Genomic DNA, 20,772 nt, shown 5'->3' with positions numbered 1-20,772 from the left:
GCGCGGGCGACGAGATCCTGCGGCTCGTCGAGCGCTCGATCGACAGCGACGTCCACGTCCGCGGCAACGAGATCACCATCACCGGCGCCCCGGGCCCCTCCCGGCGCCGTTACTCGGTGGGCGGAAGCGGCGAGCGGCGGCTCTTGGGCAGGCGCAGCACCTCGAACTGATCAGTGCCGTCGACAAGCGCGCCCGACGGGCGGGCCGGCGGCGGCGCGACCTCGGCCCGTTTCCCGGACCGTTCCGCGGCCCCGCCGGCCGGCACCGGCACCGGGTCCGGCTGCGGCTGCGGCTGCGGCTCGACCGGCTCGGCAACGCCCCGCCGGCGGTTCCGGAACGAGCCCTTCGTGTGCTCGACCATGGTGTAGAGCGTCGGCACCAGCACCAGCGTCAGCAGCGTCGAGCTGAGCAGGCCGCCGATCACCACGATCGCGAGCGGCTTGGAGATGAAGCCGCCCTCACCGGTCAGGCCGAGCGCCATCGGCAGCAACGCGAAGATGGTGGCCACCGCGGTCATCAGGATCGGCCGCAACCGGCGCCGGCCGCCCTCGACCACCGCCTCGGTCACGCCCATGCCCTGTGCCCGGTACTGGTTGATCAGGTCCAGCAGCACGATCGCGTTCGTCACCACGATGCCGACGAGCATGAGCACGCCGATCAGCGCCGGCACGCCCAGCGGTGTGCCGGTGACCAGCAGCAGCCCGATCGCGCCGGTAGCGGCGAACGGCACCGAGATCAGCAGGATCAGCGCCTGGGTCAGGCTGCGGAACGTGGCCACCATGATCAGGAAGACGATCGCGATGGCGGCCAGCACCGCGAGACCGAGGTCCGCGAACGCGTCGGCCTGGTCGGCGCTGACACCGCCGATCACGTACGTGGCACCCGGCACGTCCAGCGCGTCCAGCCGCTTCTGCAGCTCCTGCGTGGTGGCGCCGAGGTTCGAGCCGGTCGCCGTGCCGGTGACCGAGACGCTGCGCTCCCCGTCGATCCGGGTCACCTGCTGCGGGCCGTCGACCTGGTTGACGTCGGCGATCGCGTCCAGCGGCACCGCGCCGACCCGCAGCGCCCGCAGTTCCTCGACGGTGAGCGGCGGCCGGGCGCCGCTGCTCAGCACCACGGTCTGCGTCGAGCCGTCCAGCGTCACCTGCCCGAGCGGCGCCCCCCGGTACGTCTGCGCGACGAGCTGCCCCACCGCCGCCTCGGTGAGACCCGCGCGGGCCGCGGCGACCCGGTCCACAGTCACCTCGACGCGCGGCACCTGGGTGGCCAGGCTGGTGGTCACGTCCTCCACGCCCGGCGTGCCGGCCAGCGCGCCCCGCGCCGCCTCGGCCGCCCGGGCCAGCGTCTCCTGGTCGGCGGCCTGCACCACCACCTCGACCTGGTTGGCGGAGGCGTTCTGCCCGCCGCCGAACGTCAACTCGCCCACCTCCGGGCCGAGCGCGTCGAACTCCTTGCGCAGGGCCTGCCGTACCGTCGCGGCGTCGGTGTCGTCGGACAGCGACAGCGACCAGGTGGCCCGGTCGCTGCCGCCGCCGGCGAACGGGTTGTCCCCACCACCGGCGCTGACCTGGTAGGTCTCCACCCCCGAGGTACGCCGCAGCACCTCCTCGACCCGCGCGGCGGCCCGGTCGGTGCCGGCGAGCGAGGTGCCGGCCGGCATCTCCTGCCGGATGGCGAGCGTGTCCTGGCCGGAGTCGTCCAGGAAGTTCGTCTCCAGCTTCTGCGCCAGGCCGAACGTGCCCAGCAGCACGAGCAGGCCGAGACCGACGGTGGCCCAGCGGGTCTTCCGCGAGCGGGTCGCGAAGTCGATCACCGGCAGGTACGCCCGCTGCAACGGGTTGCGCAGCTCCTTCTCCTCGGCGGCCCGCCGGGCGGCGGCGTCGTCGGCACCGCCGCGCGGGCGCAGGAACCAGTACGCCAGCACCGGGATGACGGTCAGCGACACCAGCAGCGAGGCGAGCAGCGCCACCGTCACGGTGATCGCGAACGGGGCGAACAACTGCCCGACGAAGCCGCCCACCAGGGCGATCGGCGCGAACACGGCGACGGTGGTGAGCGTGGACGCGGTCACCGCGCCGGCCACCTCGCGGACCGCGGTCAGGATGGCGTCCCGCTTCGGTTCGCCGTACTCCAGATGGCGTTTGATGTTCTCCAGCACCACGATGGAGTCGTCCACCACCCGCCCGACCGCGATGGTCAGCGCGCCGAGGGTGAGCAGGTTCAGCGAGTAGTCGCCGGACCAGAGCACGATCAGCGCGACCAGCACGGACAGCGGGATGGACACCGCGGTGACCACCGTGGAGCGCACCGACAGCAGGAACACCAGGATCACCACGACGGCCATGACCAGGCCCAGCAGGCCCTCGGTGGTCAGGCTCTCGATGGACCGCTCGACGAACGGGGCCTGGTCGAAGACCACTGTCAGCTCCGCGCCCGCGGCGTCACCCAGCTCGTCCAGCCGGTCCCGCACGTCGTGCGAGATCTCCACCGCGTTGCCGTCCGGAGCGGCGGTCACCGCGATACCCAGGCTGGGCTTGCCGTTGGTACGGGTCAGCGAGGTGGCCGGGGCGAGCTGCTGCTCCACCGCCGCCACGTCGCCGAGGCGTACCGGGGCGGCGGGAGCGGTGGTCAGCACGATGCCGCGCAGGTCGTCGAGCGTACGGATGGGGGTGCCGACCTGGACCGGCAGCGACCGGTCGCCGTCGGCGAGCGCGCCCGCCGGCACCGCCACGCCGTTGCTCTTGAGCGCCGAGGCGATGGCGGTCGGCGCCACCTTGGCGGCGGCCAGCTTCGCCGGGTCCGGCGTGATCGTCACGACCTGGTCCCGGGCGCCGGTGACGTCCACCGAGCGGACCCCGTCCAGCGCCTCCAGCTCCGGCACGACCGCGTTGCGCAGCTTCTCCGCCAGCGCCCGCTCGTCGCCGTCGCCGGTCGCGGCGACCACCAGGGCGGGCAGGTCGTCGGTGCTACCGGCGATCACCTGCGGGTCGACGCCCTCGGGGAGCTGGGAGTCGACCCGGTTGAGCGCGGTCTCCATCTTGTTCACGACGTCGTCCAGGTCGGTACCGAACTCGTACTGCACCTGGACCGTGACCGCGCCCTCGCGCGAGGTGGAGGTGACCTTGTCCAGGCCGGGGATGCCCTGGAGGCTGTTCTCGATCGGCTCGGCGACCTGGGATTCCACGATCTCCGGCGCGGCGCCCGGGTACGTCGCCACGATGAACGCGGCGGGAAACTCCAGCGACGGCAGGAGCTGCTGCTTCAGCGACGGCACGGCGAACAGGCCGAAGGCCGTGGTCACCAACGCGACGAGGGCGATCAGGCCCCGGTTGGCGAGGCTGAATCTGGCGAGCAGCGACATCGGCGTTACTCACTCCTGAGAGGTGTCCGGCGGGGGGTGTCTGAGTCTGCCGCACGCCCCGGCACTCCCGGCATCCGCCCCGGCCGATGACACTCCCGCCGGCGCCGCCCGCCGACGCCTCGCCCTCAGACCAGGTCGAGGGAACGCGCGGCGGCCAGCGCGTCGTTGGCGATGGTCACCGGCGCCGGCGCGGTGGAGATCGCCCACTCCGGGTCCTTCAGGCCGTGCCCGGTGACCGTGCAGACCACCCGCGACCCGGCCGGCACCCGCCCGGCAGCGGCCTGCTGGAGCAGACCGGCGACGCTGGCCGCGCTGCCCAGCTCGACGAAGACGCCCACCTCGCGGGCCAGCAGCCGGTACGCCGACAGGATCTCCCGGTCGGTGACCGCCGAGATCAGGCCGTCCGAGGCGTCCCGCGCGTCGAGGGCCTTCGTCCAGCTCGCCGGGTTGCCGATCCGGATGGCGGTGGCGATGGTCGACGGCTCCGGCACCACCTGCCCGGTGACGATCGGCGCGGCGCCGGCCGCCTGGAAGCCGTACATCCGGGGGGCCTTCGTGGCGTTGCCGTCACGCAGGTCCTCGGAGTAGCCCATCCAGTACGCGGTGATGTTGCCGGCGTTGCCGACCGGCAGGCAGTGGATGTCGGGCGCGTCGCCGAGCGCCTCGACGATCTCGAAGGCGGCGGTCTTCTGGCCGTGCAGCCGGTCGATGTTGACGGAGTTGACCAGCGCGACCGGGTAGTCCTGGGCGAGCTTGCCGGCGAGCCCGAGACAGTCGTCGAAGTTGCCCTGCACCTGGAGCAGCTTCGCGCCGTGCACGAGCGCCTGGGCCAGCTTGCCCAGCGCGATCTTGCCCTGCGGCACCAGCACCGCGCAGGTGATCCCGGCCCGGGCCGCGTACGCGGCGGCGGAGGCGCTGGTGTTGCCGGTGGAGGCGCAGATGATCGCCTTGTCACCGGCCTCGACGGCCTTGGAGACCGCGACAGTCATGCCCCGGTCCTTGAACGAGCCGGTCGGGTTGGCGCCCTCGACCTTGAGCCACACGTCCGCGCCGACCCGGGCGGAGAGCACCGGCGCCGGCAGCAGCGGCGTGTCGCCCTCGTGCAGGGTGACGACGGGAGTCGCCTCGGTGACCGGCAGCCGATCCCGGTACGCCTCGATCAGTCCCCGCCACATGTCGTGCTCCTCGCCTCTGTCGCCCCGCTCCGGGGCCTGCCACCAGCGTGACCCAGCCGGCTCGGCCGGTCACCGGCACACCCTGACCTAACCATCAGGCGGGACGCGTGGGTTACGCGCCGCCCTCCACCCGCAACACACTCGTCACCGACCTGACGATGTCGAGTCCGCGCAGCTCACGCACGGTGGCCGCGAGCGCGGCGTCGGGCGCGACATGGGTGACGATAACCAGCTCCGCGTCGCCGCCGGCCGGCCCCTGACGAACGGTGGCGATGGACACCTCGTGCCGGGCGAAGACGCCGGCCACCCCGGCCAGCACGCCCGGACGGTCGGCCACGTCGAGGCTGATGTGGTAGCGGGTGAGCGCCTCCCCCATCGGCCGCACCGGCAGGTCCGCGTACGCCGACTCGCTCGCCGCGCGCACCCCGGCGAGGCGGTTGCGGGCCACCGCCACCACGTCGCCGAGCACCGCGCTGGCGGTGGGCGCGCCACCGGCGCCCCGGCCGTAGAACATGAGCTGCCCGGCGGCGTCGGCCTCGACGAAGACCGCGTTGAACGCGTCCCCGACGCTGGCGAGCGGATGGGTCAGCGGGATCATCGCCGGGTGCACCCGGACGTTCACGGTCTCCCGGCCCCCGGGGTCGACGCCCCGGGCCGCGATGCAGAGCAGCTTGATCGTGCAGCCCATGGCCTTGGCGCTGGCCACGTCGGCGGCGGTCACCTCGGTGATGCCCTCGCGGTGCACGTCGGCGGCGGTCACCCGGGTGTGGAACGCCAGCGAGGCGAGGATGGCCGCCTTGGCGGCGGCGTCGAAGCCCTCCACGTCGGCCGTCGGGTCGGCCTCGGCGTACCCCAGCTCGGTGGCCTCCTCCAGCGCCTCGGCGAACCCGGCGCCGGTGGCGTCCATGGCGGAGAGGATGAAGTTCGTGGTGCCGTTCACGATGCCGGTGACCCGCGTGATCCGGTCGCCGTGCAGCGACTCGCGCAGCGGGCGCAGCAGCGGGATGGCCCCGGCGACGCTCGCCTCGTAGTAGAGGTCGGCGCCACCCTCGGCGGCGGCGTCGTGCAGTGACGCGCCGTCCTCGGCGAGCAGCGCCTTGTTGGCGGTGACCACGCTCTTGCCCGCGCGCAGCGCCTCGACCAGCCAGCGCCGGGCCGGCTCGATGCCGCCGACCACCTCGACCACGACGTCCACGTCGTCGCGCTTGATCAGCCCGAGCGCGTCGGTGGTGAACAGCGCCGGGTCGACCGGCAGGTCGCCGCGGTCACGGCCGATCCGGCGTACGGCGATCCCGACGATCTCCAGCGGGGCGCCGATCCGGGCGGCGAGGTCTTCCGACTGCTCGTGCAGCAGCCGGACCACGTCGCTGCCGACAGTGCCGCAGCCGAGCAGCGCCAAGCGAACCGGTGAGGTCATCCCACATCCAATGCCAGCAGGTCGTCTTCGGTCTCCCGGCGGACGATCAGCCGCGCCCGACCTTCGCGGACGGCGACGACCGGCGGCCGCGGGACATGGTTGTAGTTGCTCGCCATGCTCCGGCAGTAGGCCCCGGTGCCGGGCACCGCGACAAGATCTCCGGGCTGCACGTCAGCGGGCAGGAATTCATCCTTCACCACGATGTCCCCGGACTCACAATGCTTTCCCACCACGCGGGCGAGTATCGGCTGCGCGGCCGACGTGCGGTTCGCCACGGTGGCCGAGTACGAGGCGTCGTACAGGGCGGTACGGATGTTGTCGCTCATCCCCCCGTCCACGCTGACATAAGCACGACCAGCCACCGCGTCACCGCCAGTGCCCAGCGGCACGGACTTGACGGTCCCGACCTCATAGAGCGTGAACACGGCCGGACCGACGATCGCGCGGCCCGGCTCGATGGACAGGTGCGGCACGGCCAGGTTCTCCGCCGCGCACTCCCCGTCGACGATCTTGCGGAGCCGCTTCGCCAGCTCGTGCGGCGAGGCCGGGTCGTCCTGGGTGGTGTACGCGATGCCGAAGCCGCCGCCCAGGTCCAGCTCGGGCAGCTCCACGCCGCGCGCGTCGCGGATCTGCGCCTGGAGGGCGAGCACCCGGCGGGCGGACACCTCGAAGCCGCTGGCGTCGAAGATCTGCGAGCCGATGTGCGAGTGCAGCCCGCGCAGCTCCAGCACGTCCTCGTCGAGGATCTTGAAGGCGGCCGCCGCGGCGGCGCCGCCCGCCAGCGAGAACCCGAACTTCTGGTCCTCGTGCGCGGTGGCGATGAACTCGTGGGTGTGCGCCTCCACGCCGACGGTGACCCGGATCAGCACCATCGGGCGTACCCCGCGCTCGCGGGCCAGCTCGGAGAGCCGGTCGATCTCGGTGAACGAGTCGACGATGATCCGGCCCACGCCGGCGTCCACCGCCCGGGTCAGCTCCGCCACCGACTTGTTGTTGCCGTGGAAGCCGATCCGCGCAGGCTCCATCCCGGCCGACAGCGCGGTTGCCAGCTCACCGCCGGTGCAGACGTCGAGGAACAGGCCCTCCTCGGCGATCATCCGGACCACGGCGCGGCACAGGAACGCCTTGCCGGCGTAGTAGACGTCCGCGTCCGGGAAGGCCGCCCGGAACTCCCGGCAGCGCTCGCGCAGGTCGTCCTCGTCGAGCACGTACGCCGGGGTGCCGTACTCGGCGGCCAGGTCGCCGGCGTCCACGCCCGCGACCGTCAGCGCGCCGCCGGGGCCCCGCGCCACGTTGCGCGGCCACAGGTGCGGCACCAGGGCGTTGACGTCGACCGGGGTACGCAGCCAGGCCGGCCCCCGGGTGCCGATCTCGCCGTGCAGCGCGCCCGCCTCGTGAGCCCTCATGCCGTCACATCCGCTCCGGCGCGGACACCCCGAGCAGGTGCAGGCCGTTGGCGACGACCACCCGGGTGGCGTCGTTGAGCCAGAGCCGGGCCCGGTGGGTGTCGGTGATCTCCTCGTCGCCCTGCGGGGCGATCCGGCAGTTGTCGTAGAACCGGTGGTACGCCTGCGCGACGCTCTCCTCCAGGTAGCGCGCCACCCGGTGCGGTTCGCGCAGCTCGGCGGCGGTGGCCACCACGGCCGGGAACTCGGCGAGAGCCTTGAGCAGCTCGTTCTCCTTGTCGTGGCCGAGCAGCTCCGGCTGGAACGCGGCGGCGTCGCCACGGGTCAGCCCGATCTCGGCCGCGTTGCGGGCCGCCCCGGCGGTACGCGCCGCGACGTACTGCACGTAGTAGACCGGGTTGTCGTTCTTGGCCCGGGTCCACAGCTCCACGTCGATGTCGATGGGCGAGTCGGCCGAGTAGCGGGCCAGCGCGTACCGGGCGGCGTCCACGCCGATCGCGTCGACCAGGTCCTCCAGCGTGACCACGGTGCCGGCCCGCTTGCTCATCCGCACCGGGGCGCCGTCGCGGACCAGGTTGACCAGCTGGCCGATGAGGATCTCCAGGTTGCGCGCCGGGTCGTCGCCGAAGCACGCGGACATCGCCTTCATCCGGCCGATGTAGCCGTGGTGGTCGGCACCCAGCATGATCACGACCCGGTCGAAGCCGCGCTCCCGCTTGTTCAGGTAGTAGGCGCAGTCGGCGGCGAAGTAGGTCCACTCGCCGTTGGACTTGCGCAGCACCCGGTCCTTGTCGTCGCCGAACTCGGTGGTGCGCAGCCAGGTCGCGCCCTCGGACTCGAAGACGTGCCCCTGCTCGCGCAGCCGGGCCAGCGCCGCGTCCAGCGCGCCCCGGTCGTGCAGGTCCTTCTCGTTGAAGTACGTGTCGAACTCCACCCCGAAGTCGCGCAGCGAGGACTTGATCTCGGCGAACATGAGCTGGACGCCCTCGGTCCGGAACACATCCTGGGCGGCGTCCTCGGGAAGCTCGAGCACATCCGGCCGCAGCCGGACCACCTCGGCGGCGATCTCCGCGATGTACGCGCCGCCGTAGCCGTCCTCCGGCGCGGGCTCGCCCTTCGCGGCGGCCAGCAGCGAGCGGGCGAACCGGTCGATCTGGGAGCCGGCGTCGTTGAAGTAGTACTCGGTGCCCACGTCGGCGCCGGTGGCGCGGAGCAGGCGGCTGAGCGCGTCGCCGACGGCCGCCCAGCGGACCCCGCCGATGTGCACCGGGCCGGTCGGGTTCGCCGAGACGAACTCCAGGTTGATCCGCTGACCGGCGAGCGTGTCGCTGCGCCCGTACGCCGGACCGGCCTCGACGATGACCTTGGCGAGCTGACCGGCGGCGGCCGCGTCCAGGCGGACGTTGAGGAAGCCGGGCCCGGCGATCTCCACCGACTTGATCCCCGGCGCCTTGGCCAGCTCGTCGGCCAGCGCGGTGGCCAGCTCCCGCGGGGGCACACCCACCTTCTTGCTGAGCTGGAGCGCCAGCGTCGAGGCGTAGTCACCGTGATCCGGATTACGGGGTCGCTCGACGGTGGTCTGCGCGGGCAGCGCGGCGCGGTCCAGTCCCCGCTCGTCGAAGACGGCGTGGGCTGCGGCGAGGACGACCTCGGCGAGTTCTGCGGGAGTCACTGATCCATGTTATCGGGGGTAGACTCGGGCACCGCGGCGGCGACCCAGCATGTGAACCGGTCCCGCGCTCCCCCTGACCGACCGACCTGACGAGGCACGATGAGCATCAGCACCCCGGGCGGCCCGGAACGCCGTCCCACCGTGGTCAGCACCGGCAAGAAGCCGGCCGCCGGCCGGCCCGCGGCTGCCGACAAGCCCGCCGCGAAGGCCGGCTCGGGCAAGGCCGGGGGCGGCAAGGGCACGCCACGGCAGGGCGCCGGGGGCAAGGGCCGCAAGCCGGTCACCCCGGTGAAGGTCAGCCAGGGCCGCTCCTGGGGTCCGATCGCCCTCTTCGTCGCGGTCGGCGTCCTGGCCGTGGGCATCATCGGCGCCGGCGCCTGGGCGGTCTACCAGGGCGCCCAGCCCTGGCAGAAGCGGGCCGAGGCGATCGACGGCATCGTCGACTACCGCGCCAAGGACAAGGACCTGGTCAAGGGCGGTAACCACCAGCCCGGCACGATCAAGTACGACATCGCCCCGCCGGTCGGCGGCCCGCACAACCAGGCCTGGCAGAACTGCATGGGTGACGTCTACGACGCCCCGATCGCCAACGAGCACGCGGTGCACAGCCTGGAGCACGGCACGGTCTGGATCACCTACCGCCCGGACCTGCCCGCCGACCAGGTGGAGAAGCTGCGCGGCAAGGTGCAGGGCAAGGAGAAGCTGATGCTCAGCCCGTTCGAGGGTCTGGACAAGCCGATCTCCCTCCAGGCCTGGGGCTACCAGCTCAAGGTCGACAACGCCGACGACGGCCGGATCGACGAGTTCATCAAGACGCTGCGGGTGAACGCCTCCATCGAGGGCCCGAACGCGCTCTGCGACCAGGGCGTCACCGCCACCGGCACCGCCCCGCGGGACAACCTGCAGAACAACATGCCCCAGCAGCCCACCCAGTGAGGAAGCCGCGATGACCGCTCCGGTGACCACCGACGACGAGCTGGACGAGGCTCCGGCCGCCGACCAGGGCGGCCGGGGCGCGGTGCGCCGCTACGGCCTGCTGGCGGTGGCCGCCGCCCTCGTGGTCGGGCTGGTCCTCGGGTACGCGGGCGGCCTGCTCACCCCGACGCTCACCCGGCCCGGTGAGAACTCGCCGGAGGCCGGGTTCGCCCGGGACATGACCGCGCACCACAACCAGGCAGTGGCCATGGGCCTGCTGGCGTTCAGCCAGGGCCAGGACCCCGAGGTACGCCAGGTCGGCGTGGACATCGCCACCGGCCAGCAGGGCGAGATCGGCACCATGCAGACCTGGCTGCGCTCCTGGAAGCTGGACCCGACCGGTGACCAGGCCCCGATGGCGTGGATGCCGGACGGCGGCGGGCTGATCAAGGACGGCCTCATGCCGGGCATGGCGACGCCGGAGGAGATGGCGAAGCTGCGCGCGGCGAGCGGTCGCGAGTTCGACGTGCTCTTCCTCCAGATGATGATCCGCCACCACATCGGCGGGGTGCACATGATCGACGGCATCCTCGACGAGGGGCACGACGACGACGTGCTGGCGGTCGCCCAGGTCATGAAGAACACCCAGCAGAACGACCTGACCAACCTGAGCGCCGCCCTGAAGCGCCTGGGCGGCACCCCGTAAACACCGCACCACTCACCACCGAGGCCCGGTCCCCCTCCCAGGGGCACCGGGCCTCACCCATCCCGCCCTCCCCGCCCCCGCCCCCGCCCCCGCCCCCGCCCCCGCGATCTTGCAGTTGCTGCCCCCTGGATGCCGGATTCGCCCCGTTATCGGAGGGCCGAAAGTGCAAGATCGCGAGGGCCAGGGCAGACGCCTGGAGATCTTGGTACGGGGGCACCCCTGGGAGGGCGGTTTCGTACCAAGATCTCGGGGGTGGGAGCTACGCACTGTCCGGAATGTTCGGTATGGGCGTTTGTAACGGTTTGGGGTTAACGGGTCATTGTGGGGGTTGGAGAGTTTTCTACCCACATATCGTGACCAGTTGCGATTCGGGCTCGTTGCCCAAGACGTGGGGGTTGCACTCAGAGACGCAGGGCGGTCGGTGACCAGCTGGTGCCGACGCCACACCATCGGCGGTGACGGAGCGGTGGCAGCCGTCCGTCGCGGACTGCGGCAGGGCGAGCCGGGAACGCTCAGCCGCGAACAGGAACTCGAACTCATCGACGTGCTCCGGGGGGTCCACCCCGACGAGTTCGGCCTCGACGAGGAGCTCTGGACACGGCAGAGCCTGACCGCCCTCATCGAGCGCCGGTTCGGGCTGGCGATGGACGCCGGCACCGTCGGGGCGTACCTGCGGGCCTGGGGGCTCGGGCCGCGCGAGCCGCGCGAGCGGGCCTGCGGCCTGTGCGTCGGCGCGGTCGAGCGCTGGGTACGCAGCGAGTACCCGGCGATCACGCGGGCGGCCCAGGAGCACGCCGCCGAGGTCTACTGGATCGGCCGGGTACGCCTGCGCGGCACCATGCCCGCCGCCGACGTGGTGTCGGCGGTCTCCTCGCGGGGGCGGGTGCGGTTCATGGTGACCACACCGTCGGTGGATCCGCCGCTGCCCCGGGACTTCGTCCTGCGGCTCAGCGGCGCCGAGGAACGCACGGTCCACCTGATCGTGGACGGCTCGTGGCCGCGCAACGAGTGGCCCCGCCGGCTGCCTCGGCGGGTCGTGCTGCACCCGCTGCCGAGCTGCGGTCGCGCCGTCGCCGCCGCCTGATCCGACGAAGATCGACTCGCGGGGGTACCGATTCGGTGATCCGGGAGGGGGTTTGCTACTCTTCTCGGGTCGCTGAGCCCCCGTAGCTCAGGGGATAGAGCACCGCCCTCCGGAGGCGGGGGCGCAGGTTCGAATCCTGCCGGGGGCACACTTGCTAGCAAACCTCGATCACCACAAGGCCCTTGACCAGACCGGTCGAGGGCCTTCGTCGTGTCCAGGCCATCTGAGCAACCCTCACCTTTGTCCCCCCGATTCGGGGATGAGCAGGTCACGAGCTGGCTAACCTCGCGGTGAACGGGTCGAACCTCAGCGAAGGTGAGCCAGTTGCCCGAGACGCCGCTGACCAGCCGCCCCAAGATGCACACAGGCGTTTCCTCGTCGTTGACCACCGCGCAGCGGTGGGTGCTGCGCGGTGTCGCCGTCGCCGACGCCCCGTGCGGCCTGTGGTTCCTCGAAGCGGTGGCCACCGGCACCGGCACCACGCCGGACGAGCCGATCGACGCGACGGTGGAGGAGCTGATCGCGCGCGGGTTCCTCGCCGACACCGCCGCCGGGCTGCGGCTGGCCTCGATCGCGTTGCGCGACGGCATCCTGCGGGACACCCCACCCTCGGTGCGTCAGGCGCTGCGCGAGGTGGCCGCCGGGGTGCTCGCCGACGCCGGGCGTCCGGCCCAGGCCGCCCGGCAGCTCCTGCGGGCCACGCCGGCGGTGAGCCGGTCCGCGCGGGCGCTCGCCACGCGGCTGGCGGCCGACCCGGCGGTCGGCCCGAGCCTCGCCGCGGATCTGCTGCTGGCCGCCCCCGCGCCCGGATCGGCCGACGCGCGCCTGGCCTGGCTGGTCGACGTCGCCGACAACCTCTACCTGGCGGGCCGGGTGGACGAGACGCTGAGCATGCTGCACCGGGAGGTCGCCGCCGACCGGTACGGGCCGCGCCAGCGGGCGATGCTGCTCGGGCGGCTCGGCGCCCACTACGCGACCCAGCGTCCCTCGCTGTCCCTGACGTACCTCGGCCGGGCACTGAACCAGGAGCTCGACGCCGCCGGGCGGAGCTGGACGCTCACCATGCTGGCGTCGCTGGCGGCCCGGTTCGGGCATCCCGACGCCGCCGAGCTGGTGGCGGCGGCGCAGCGGGCCCACGAGCGCAGCCCCTCCCCCGGCGGCGGTATCCGGCTGGCCCTGGCGAACGCGGCCCGGGCGACCGCTGTCGGCGACCTGCCCGGCGCCGCGCGGATCCTCCAGGAGGTGGACGCGGGCGAGCCCGCCGCCCGCACCCAGGCGATCTTCCTGCGCGTCGACCGGGTGGCGAACCAGATCGCGCTCGGCCGGTACGTCGACGCGGTGACCGCGCTCGACGGCGTCGCCGCTGAGATCGACACGCTCGGTGCGGTGGCGCAGCCGCTGGTCACCGCGCTGGACTGCGTGCTGCGGCTCGCCACCGGAGAGCTGGCCGAGGCCGAGGCCCGGGCCCGCCTCGCGTTGACCGAACGCGGCGGCGCCCTGCCGGCACCGGCCCGGGTGGACCTGCTCGCCACAGTGGTGGAGGTGCTGTTGCGCCGGGGTGAGGTGGCAGCGGCCCGGGAACTTCTGGCCGGGGAACGCCCCGCTGTGGGCTGGCCCGACGACGTGCAGTGGTTCCGGCTCGGCTGCGCCGCCGCCGGTGACCCGGAACCGGGCCGGCACACCGCGCTCCTGGGCGTCGCCTTCGCCCTGCCGGACCGTTCGATGGCGCCCCTGCTGCTGGTGCCGCACCACGGCCCGCGACTGGTCCGCGCGGCGCTGGCGCTCGGTGACCGGCAGCGCGCCGAGAACCTCGCCGACCAGCTGAAGCGGGCCGCCGGGATGGCGAACAACGCGCTCTGGCGCGGCGTGGCGCACCAGGTCGACGGGCTGCTCACAGGCGATCCGGCGGCACTGCGCGCGGCGGTACGGCTGCTGCGTACCACCTCCGCGCGGCCGGCCCTGGCCGACGCGCTGCACGACCTGGCGCGCTCGCCCGGGCTGCCGCCCGCGGAGACGTTCGACCTGCTCGCCGAGGCCGCCGCGATGTACACGCGGATGGGCGCGGCGAGCGACGGGGCCCGGACGCCGGAGGCCGGCAGCCCGGTGGGTGACGACGCCGGCCGCCCGGCCGTGGCCGCGCTGACCCCCGCCGAGGTACGGGTGGCCGAACTGCTCGCGGTCGGCATGACGAAGCAGGAGGCGGCCCGGGACCTGTTCGTCTCGTTCCACACCGTCGACACCCACCTGCGCTCGATCTACGCCAAGCTCGGTGTCCGCAACCGGGTGGAGCTGGCGCTGGTCTGGGAGGCCCGGGACGTCGGCTGACCGGACACGGCGCGGACGCCACGCGAGGGGCGTGGCGTCCGCGTACCGGTCCGGCCTCAGTGCCGCTGCACCGGGCTCTTCGTCTTCGGCAGTGCCTCGACCAGTTCGCGCGGCACGTTGATCGTGTCCGCCACCACCTCGGGCGGGACGTTCGCCAGCCACTGCGCGAGCGACACGTCCTCGAACTTCGCGGTCCGGAACAGCTCCAGGTAGACGAACGGCTTGTCGCCGATGTTCTCGATGTAGTGGCCCATCGAGATCGGCACGTATCCGACGTCGCCGGTCTCCATGTTGAAGGTGCGCGCGGTGCCGTGGTTGGCGAAGACACCCATCCGCCCCTTGCCCGAGATCACGTACTGCATCTCGGCGCCGTTCGGGTGCCAGTGCAGTTCCCGCAGCGCGCCCGGTTCGATCTCCACCATGGCGACGGTCGTGGTGATCGCCGCGGCGAAGTTGCTCGAGTCGGCGATCCGTACGCTCCCGCCCTCGAACTTCTCCGGTGTCTGGGCGAGCAGGCTGTGCTTGAACGTGCGGGGCACGTCGCCGGTGGGGCTGAACACCCGGTCCTCGGCCAGCGGCGGCGGCGCCTGCCCGGGGAAGATGTACCGCTCGGACTCGTCCGGGAAATTGGCCATCTGCTGCATGGTCCAGCCGAAGTTCTTGGCGATGACCTCCCTCGGCACGTGCGAGAAGAAGTCGGTCACCTGGAACGTCGCGTCCTCGGAGTAGCAGCCGTCGTCGAAGACGAGCAGGAACTCCACACCCTCCTCGTGCGCCTGGATGTGGTGCGGGATGCCGGCCGGGAAGTACCAGAGGTCGCCGGCCTTGACGTCTTCGAGGAAGTTGCGGCCCTCCTGGTCCACGGCGGCGATCCGGCAGCTGCCGGTGAGGACGAAGGCCCATTCCGACTGGATGTGCCAGTGCAGTTCCCGGTACGCGCCGGGGTTGAGCTTCATGTTCACGATCGCCAGGTCGTGGGCGATCGGCAGGAGACGGTTGGTGATCTCCCGGGTCCAGCCGCCGCTCTCCTGGCGGGTGTGCGCCAGCGAGAACGGGAACACCATGTTGGGCAGGAGTCCGTGGTCCGTCGACGGCGGGTGCACCAGGTCGGGGTGGGACTGGTCGATCGCCGGATTCCGCGGGACCGTGCCGACCATCTGGTGGTCCTTGGGCGATCCCATACCGGCACGGTCAGTGGATCTGGGCATGACGAGTTTCCTTCCGGGTGTGGGCCGCCGCGTCGGCGGCCCGGGACGGGACGAACAACGCCCGCAGGTGCTCCGGGCTCTGCAGGGCCACCGCGAGCGGAAGCGCGACACAGAGGAACAGAGACGCCACGACGCTCCAGACCGGAGCGTCGACGGCGACTCCGGCGACGGCCAGAGCCGCGATCGAGTAGAGCGTGACGCGCAGTCTGGTGATCGGGAGCACGAACATGTGCCCGGCCTCCTTCGGTGATTCGCGTCGCCGGAACGCAATGGCGATGTTGCCGAACCCGGGCCAATCGGGTAACCACGCGATCGCGCTATTCCACGGAATCGGACGAACGGCCGCACAAAACGCGCGCCGCGTATTTTCTGCCATCGGATCCCGGACCGGTTTCACAAGCCGGATACGAGGGTAGGAAGCCGGATGTCCAATTCTGCGAACAGTTCTGCGAGGGCTGCCCGGAGCGCGGAGGACCGCTGGCGGGTGGGGGAATACGACTTCCACGTACCATTTCTCGCACTTGCGCTCGCCACCGGCCTCGCCGGTGTGGTCGACGCGTTCTCGTTCCTCAAGTACAAGGTGTTCGTAGGTATTCAGACGGGCAACGTGGCATTCGTCGGAATGGGTGCCGCCGGTCACCTCAAGGCGTGGCCGTCCGCGCTGGCGTCACTTGTCGCGTTCGGCCTCGGCGGGCTGCTCGGCGCGGGGATCCGCCGTGTGCGCCCGGCCGGCCCGCTCACCCCGCCGGGCATGGAACTGCTCGCCATGCTGGCGCTGCTCGTGCTCTGGGGGCTGGTGGACCGGTCCCTCGACTCGGGCCGCGACTCGCTTACCGAGCGCACGATCCTGACCGCGCTGCTGGCGTTCCCGGTCGGCATCCTCGGCGGGCTCGTGGTCCGCACGTTCGGCGTGCAGACCGCCACCTCGTACCAGACCGGCACCGTGCTGCGCACCACGAAGGGCATCGCCGACTGGGTGTTCGAGCCGGAGGGCCGCAGCGCTACCGGGCGGCTCGCCGCGACCGGCCTGCTCTGCCTGGTCAGCTACGCGATCGGCGGCTTCGTCGGCGCGGCCACCGAGACCCGCCCGATCTGGACGATGATCGTCACCTGGGCGCTGGCCGTGGTGCTCATCGCGTTCACCTGGGGCAAGCGGCCCCCCGCGACGGCGACCGGACGTCGCTGACGCGGGCGGGCCTCACCCGGCCTCGCGGCGGGCCTTCGCGCGGCGCTTGCCCTCGTGCATGGCCTGCACCCGGGCCACCGGAATGGTCCGACCGTGCTCGACGAGTTCCGCCGGCAGCCGCTGCGGCGCGGGCAGCGCCTCCGCCCAGGGATCCCGGTCACCGAGCAGCGCGGGCACGGTCCGCACGGTGAAGTCGGCCGGGCTCGCGCTCTCCAGGTCGGTCCAGCCCACCGGGTACGAGACGGGGGCGCCGGGCCGGATCCGAGGGCTGTAGGCGGCCACCACCGTCGCCCCGTACGCCCGGGTCGAGTCGACGAAGACGCGGCCGCCGCGGTCGGCGACGATGAACGCGGTGGTCGCGGCCGCCGGGTCGAGCCGTTCGGTACGGGCGGCGAGCGCCCGGGTCGCGGCGGCGGCCTCCTCCGCGGTGGTCGCCGGGTTCACCGGCACGATCACGTGCAGCCCCTTGGCGCCGCTCGTCTTCACCGCGCCCGCCAGCCCGGCGTCGGCGAGCGCCTGGCGCACCAGCAGCGCGACCCGCACCACGGCGCCGAACGCGTTCCCCTCCGGCGGGTCCAGGTCGAGCACCAGGTGGGTCGGGTGTTCGGGCGCCCCGGTGCGGGCCAGCGTCGGGTGGTACTCCACCGCCCGCTGGTTGGCGAACCAGAGCAGCGTCCGCCGGTCGTCGCAGAGGGCGTACGAGATCTTCCGGTGTGACGCCTCCGCCCACACCTCGGTGCGGCGTACCCAGTCGGGCGTGTACTTCGGCAGGTTCTTCTGCATGAACGGCTCCTGGCCGGGCCGCACCCGCAGCACCGACAGCGGCCGGTCCCGCAGTTCCGGCAGGATCCGGTCGCCCACCACGTCGAGGTAGTCGACCAGGTCGCGTTTGGTCGCCCCGGCGCCGTCGAACAGCGGCTGGTCGAGGTTGGTCAGCGACACTCCGGCCCGGGTCTCGTCGGCTGCGCCCATCGGACCACCTTCCCGGGCCGCGCCCGGCTCGGCAACCCCGACACGGTGCCCAGCGCGTCTCGGCGGCCCGCACCTGCGACGATCGAGGGGTGGGTGACGTGGAGGCGGACCGGTGCGTGTCTGCGGAGCAGGCGAGCGCCTGCACCGTGCGGGAGGCGCTGGACCGGGTGGGCGGGAAGTGGGCCATCGGCATCCTCATCGCCGCCTCGGCCGGCCCGGTCCGCTTCACCGAGCTGGAGCGCCGGGTGGAGGGGATCAGCCGCCGGATGCTCACGCTGACGCTGCGCAACCTTGAGCGGGACGGGCTGCTGCACCGGCACGTGCATCCCACGGTGCCGCCGAAGGTGGAGTACACCGCCACCCCGATGGCCCAGGAGCTGTACGAGTCGCTGGTGGCGCTGACGAGCTGGGCGGAGCGGCACCGCGAGGCGATCAGCGCGGCCCGGGCCGAGTACGACCGGACGCATGGCGGCCACCGTCCTGACCTGCGCGGACAGGCAGTTGTGGCGAACGCCACGGACCGGATCTGACCGATCGGTCAGACCCTGACCGATCGGTCAGGCATGCTGGAGGACATGGCGCGACCCACCACCGCCACCCACGACGAGCTGCTGGCCGCGGCCGCTCGCCGGTTCGGCGTAACCGGCTACAAGGGCACCTCGCTCCAGGACATCGCCCGTGAGGTGGGCTGCTCCAAGGCGACGGTGCTCTACCACTTCGCCAGCAAGGACGCCCTGCTCTGCGAGCTGATGGCCCCGGCCATCACGATGCTGGAGGAGCTGGACGCCCGGATCGCCGCGCACACCGGCGCCGGGGCCCAACGCGTCGCCGCGGACGGCTTCGTCGACCTGGCGGTCCGCTTCCGCCGGGAGATCGCACTGCTCCGGGGCGAGTTCCCCGACCTGCTCCAGCAGCCCGCGTTCACGCACATCCAGCAGATCTCCGAACGGCTGGTCGCGGCCTTCGCCGGCTTCTCCGACCGGCCGGAGGCCCGCGTCGCCGCGCTCGTCGTGCTCGCCGGCATCGCCGAGACCTGCGGCGAGTTCCTGGACATCCCCGACGAGCAGTTGCGCCCCGCGCTGCTCGCCGTGGCGTACCGCGCGCTCGAAGTCACCACCTGATCCGAAACTGCGAGGACAAGGAAGGTCCATGGCGACCCTGCTGTACCGGCTCGGCCGGGCATCCCTGCGCCGGCGGCGACTCGTCGCCGTCGTCTGGCTCGTCGTACTCGTCGGGCTCGGCCTGGCCGCGGCCACGCTGCGCGGCCCGACGGCGAGCAACTTCACCATGCCGGGCACCGAGTCGCAGAAGGCGATCGACCTGCTCGCCGACCGCTTCCCGGCGGCCAGTGGCGCCACCGGCACCATCGCGATCAAGGCGCCACAGGACGGCGCGCTCACCTCACCCGCCGGACAGGCGGTGGTCCAGCAGGTCACGCAGGAGGCGGCCACGCTCCCCGGCGTGGTCGGCGCGGTCGACCCGTACCAGGCGCAGGCGCTCACCCCGGACGGCCGGTACGCGCTAATCCAGGTGCAGTTCGCCGGTGGGGCGGACGAGGTCACCGACGAGCAGCGCGACGCGTACGAGAAGGTCGGCGCGCAGGCCGAGGCGCAGGGCTGGCAGATCGCGCCCGGCGGCGAGGTGCTCAACGGTGAGCCGGAGGTCGGCTCGACCGAGGCGATCGGCGTGCTGGTCGCGGCGATCGTCCTGGTCATCACGTTCGGCTCGCTCGTGGCGGCCGGGATGACCATGCTGAACGCGCTGATCGGCGTGGGCGTCGGCATGGCCGGCCTGTTCGCGCTCAGCGGCGCGGTCGAGCTGACAAGCACCGCGCCGATCCTGGCGCTGATGCTCGGCCTCGCGGTCGGTATCGACTACTCGCTGTTCATCACCTCCCGGCACCGGCAGAACCTGCTCGACGGGCTCTCCCCGGAGGAGGCGGTCGGCCGCGCGGTCGGCACCGCCGGCTCGGCTGTGGTCTTCGCCGGCGCGACGGTGGTGGTGGCGCTCGCCGGCCTGGCCGTGGTGGGCATCCCGTTCCTCACCGTGATGGGCCTGGCCGCCGCCGGCACCGTCACCGTGGCCGTGCTCGTGGCGATCACGCTGGCCCCGGCGCTGCTCGGCTTCGCCGGCCACAAGGTGCTGCCGCGCAAGCTGCGCGACCGCAAGGCGGTCGAGGACCCGACCACCGGCTCGGAGGACCGCTCCGGCTTCGGCTTCCGCTGGGCCCGCTGGGTGACCAGGTTCCGCATCCCGGTGATCCTCGTCGGCCTCCTCGGCCTCGGCCTGCTGGCGATCCCGGCGCAGGACATGCGCCTGGCGCTGCCGGACGCCTCCGCCGCCGCCGAGGGCACCCCGGCCCGGGTCAGCAGCGACCTGATCCGCGAGGGCTTCGGTCCCGGCTTCACCGGCCGGCTCGCCGTCGTGGTGACGGCTGACTCGCCGCAGGCCACCCAGGGCGCCATCCCGCAGGTGACCGCGCTGATCCAGAAGACCGACGGGGTGCTGGCCGTGGCCCCGCCGCAGGTCGACCCGTCGGGGCGTACCGCGCTGATCGGGGTGATCCCGAAGTCCGGGCCGACCGACGAGGCCACCGAGACGGTGGTGCACGACATCCGCAAGCAGGTCTCCGGCATCCAGAACGTCGACGTGCTGCTCACCGGCGTCACGGCGGTCGGCATCGACGTGTCGGAGAAGCTCTCCGACGCGCTGCCGGTCTACCTGCTGCTGGTGGTGGGCCTGTCGATCCTGCTGCTGATGCTGGTGTTCCGGTCGATCCTGGTGCCGGTCAAGGCGGCGCTGGGCTTCCTGCTCACCGTGGCGGCCACGTTCGGCATCACCGTCGCGGTGTTCCAGCAGGGCCACCTGGCCGACCTGGTCGGCCTGGACACCCCGGCGCCGCTGGTCAGCTTCCTGCCGATCCTGCTCATCGGCATCCTGTTCGGCCTGGCCATGGACTACGAGGTCTTCCTGGTCTCCCGGATGCGCGAGGACTTCGTGCACGGCGACACCGCCCAGCAGGCCACCATCAACGGCATGGGGCACGGCGCCCGGGTGGTCACCGCCGCCGCGCTCATCATGATCTCGGTGTTCGGCGGCTTCGTCTTCCTGGAGGACCCGATCATCAAGTCGATGGGCTTCGCGCTCGCGATCGGTGTCGCCATCGACGCGTTCGTGGTCCGGATGACGATCGTGCCGGCGGTGATGTCGCTGCTGAACAACGCCGCGTGGTGGCTGCCGCGCTGGCTGAACAAGATCCTGCCCAACGTGGACGTCGAGGGTGAGGGCCTGCGCGCCCACCTCGCCGAGAAGCAGCACGCGCAGGTGTGAGCCGTACCGGGTGGG

At 72.4% G+C, this 20,772-nt stretch carries 16 protein-coding genes and 1 tRNA gene; 9 read left to right on the top strand and 8 right to left on the bottom strand.

The features are described from left to right. Nucleotides 1-109: 109 nt before the first annotated feature. The 5 genes from AB0B20_RS27540 to argS all read right to left on the bottom strand — a co-directional run bounded on the left by AB0B20_RS27540 (nt 110) and on the right by argS (nt 9,031). Nucleotides 110-3,361, bottom strand: coding sequence for an efflux RND transporter permease subunit (locus tag AB0B20_RS27540; protein ID WP_357474638.1), 3,252 nt, complete (start codon nt 3,359-3,361; stop codon nt 110-112). Nucleotides 3,362-3,486: 125 nt separating this feature from the next. Continuing rightward, nucleotides 3,487-4,536, bottom strand: a complete 1,050-nt coding sequence (thrC, locus tag AB0B20_RS27535) for a threonine synthase (RefSeq protein ID WP_357383866.1) — start codon at nt 4,534-4,536, stop codon at nt 3,487-3,489. Between the two features lie 112 nt (nt 4,537-4,648). After that, nucleotides 4,649-5,953, bottom strand: coding sequence for a homoserine dehydrogenase (locus AB0B20_RS27530; protein ID WP_357474635.1), 1,305 nt, complete (start codon nt 5,951-5,953; stop codon nt 4,649-4,651). Beyond that, nucleotides 5,950-7,359 (bottom strand): diaminopimelate decarboxylase, encoded by a 1,410-nt coding sequence (gene lysA, locus AB0B20_RS27525; protein ID WP_357383862.1) that lies wholly within the window; start codon nt 7,357-7,359, stop codon nt 5,950-5,952. Before lysA ends, AB0B20_RS27530 begins: the two co-directional genes overlap by 4 nt. A 4-nt stretch (nt 7,360-7,363) precedes the next feature. Beyond that, nucleotides 7,364-9,031 carry an arginine--tRNA ligase gene (argS, locus tag AB0B20_RS27520; protein ID WP_357383860.1) on the bottom strand — a complete coding sequence of 556 codons (1,668 nt, stop codon included), beginning with the start codon at nt 9,029-9,031 and terminating at the stop codon, nt 7,364-7,366. 99 nt (nt 9,032-9,130) lie between these two features. Here argS and AB0B20_RS27515 point away from each other — a divergent pair, with 99 nt between their 5' ends. From AB0B20_RS27515 to AB0B20_RS27495, 5 genes are all read left to right on the top strand, one after another. Beyond that, nucleotides 9,131-9,967 (top strand): DUF3105 domain-containing protein, encoded by an 837-nt coding sequence (locus AB0B20_RS27515; protein ID WP_357383858.1) that lies wholly within the window; start codon nt 9,131-9,133, stop codon nt 9,965-9,967. Nucleotides 9,968-9,977: 10 nt separating this feature from the next. Further along, nucleotides 9,978-10,652, top strand: coding sequence for a DUF305 domain-containing protein (locus tag AB0B20_RS27510; protein ID WP_357383856.1), 675 nt, complete (start codon nt 9,978-9,980; stop codon nt 10,650-10,652). A gap of 388 nt (nt 10,653-11,040) precedes the next feature. Then, entirely contained in the window at nt 11,041-11,736 is a 696-nt protein-coding gene (locus AB0B20_RS27505; protein WP_026267749.1) for a winged helix-turn-helix domain-containing protein, read from the top strand. Between the two features lie 76 nt (nt 11,737-11,812). Continuing rightward, nucleotides 11,813-11,884: transfer RNA gene (locus AB0B20_RS27500), tRNA-Arg, on the top strand. A 167-nt stretch (nt 11,885-12,051) separates the two neighbouring features. Then, nucleotides 12,052-14,061 carry a helix-turn-helix transcriptional regulator gene (locus tag AB0B20_RS27495; protein ID WP_357383854.1) on the top strand — a complete coding sequence of 670 codons (2,010 nt, stop codon included), beginning with the start codon at nt 12,052-12,054 and terminating at the stop codon, nt 14,059-14,061. Between the two features lie 56 nt (nt 14,062-14,117). Here the strand turns inward: AB0B20_RS27495 and AB0B20_RS27490 are convergent, their stop codons facing one another. Then, a complete protein-coding gene (locus AB0B20_RS27490; RefSeq protein ID WP_357474628.1) occupies nt 14,118-15,242 on the bottom strand; it encodes a cupin domain-containing protein in 1,125 nt (374 codons plus the stop codon). Between the two features lie 10 nt (nt 15,243-15,252). Then, nucleotides 15,253-15,498, bottom strand: coding sequence for a hypothetical protein (locus AB0B20_RS27485; RefSeq protein WP_357474625.1), 246 nt, complete (start codon nt 15,496-15,498; stop codon nt 15,253-15,255). A gap of 255 nt (nt 15,499-15,753) precedes the next feature. On the opposite strand from AB0B20_RS27485, the gene AB0B20_RS27480 reads away from it, so the two are divergent. Next, the gene (locus AB0B20_RS27480) at nt 15,754-16,455 is read left to right on the top strand and encodes a DUF1275 family protein (RefSeq protein WP_357474622.1); all 702 of its coding nucleotides are present in this window, start codon (nt 15,754-15,756) and stop codon (nt 16,453-16,455) included. A gap of 12 nt (nt 16,456-16,467) precedes the next feature. On the opposite strand, the gene ligD is transcribed toward AB0B20_RS27480, so the two are convergent. Continuing rightward, nucleotides 16,468-17,427: a non-homologous end-joining DNA ligase gene (gene ligD / locus AB0B20_RS27475; protein WP_357474619.1), complete on the bottom strand. Its 960-nt coding sequence runs from the start codon at nt 17,425-17,427 to the stop codon at nt 16,468-16,470. Nucleotides 17,428-17,516: 89 nt separating this feature from the next. Here ligD and AB0B20_RS27470 point away from each other — a divergent pair, with 89 nt between their 5' ends. From AB0B20_RS27470 to AB0B20_RS27460, 3 genes are read left to right on the top strand one after another with little or no spacing between them, the layout of a single operon-like run. Next, a complete protein-coding gene (locus tag AB0B20_RS27470) occupies nt 17,517-17,957 on the top strand; it encodes a helix-turn-helix domain-containing protein (RefSeq protein WP_357383846.1) in 441 nt (146 codons plus the stop codon). Between the two features lie 45 nt (nt 17,958-18,002). Continuing rightward, complete coding sequence (locus tag AB0B20_RS27465) at nt 18,003-18,548, top strand: helix-turn-helix domain-containing protein (RefSeq protein ID WP_357383844.1); 546 nt, start codon at nt 18,003-18,005, stop codon at nt 18,546-18,548. A 28-nt stretch (nt 18,549-18,576) separates the two neighbouring features. Beyond that, entirely contained in the window at nt 18,577-20,757 is a 2,181-nt protein-coding gene (locus AB0B20_RS27460) for an MMPL family transporter (protein ID WP_357383842.1), read from the top strand. Nucleotides 20,758-20,772 lie beyond the last annotated feature (15 nt).

This window comes from Micromonospora sp. NPDC049151 (genome assembly GCF_040648395.1).
Taxonomy (GTDB): domain Bacteria; phylum Actinomycetota; class Actinomycetes; order Mycobacteriales; family Micromonosporaceae; genus Micromonospora.
This window is presented reverse-complemented; position numbering and strand designations above follow the sequence as displayed.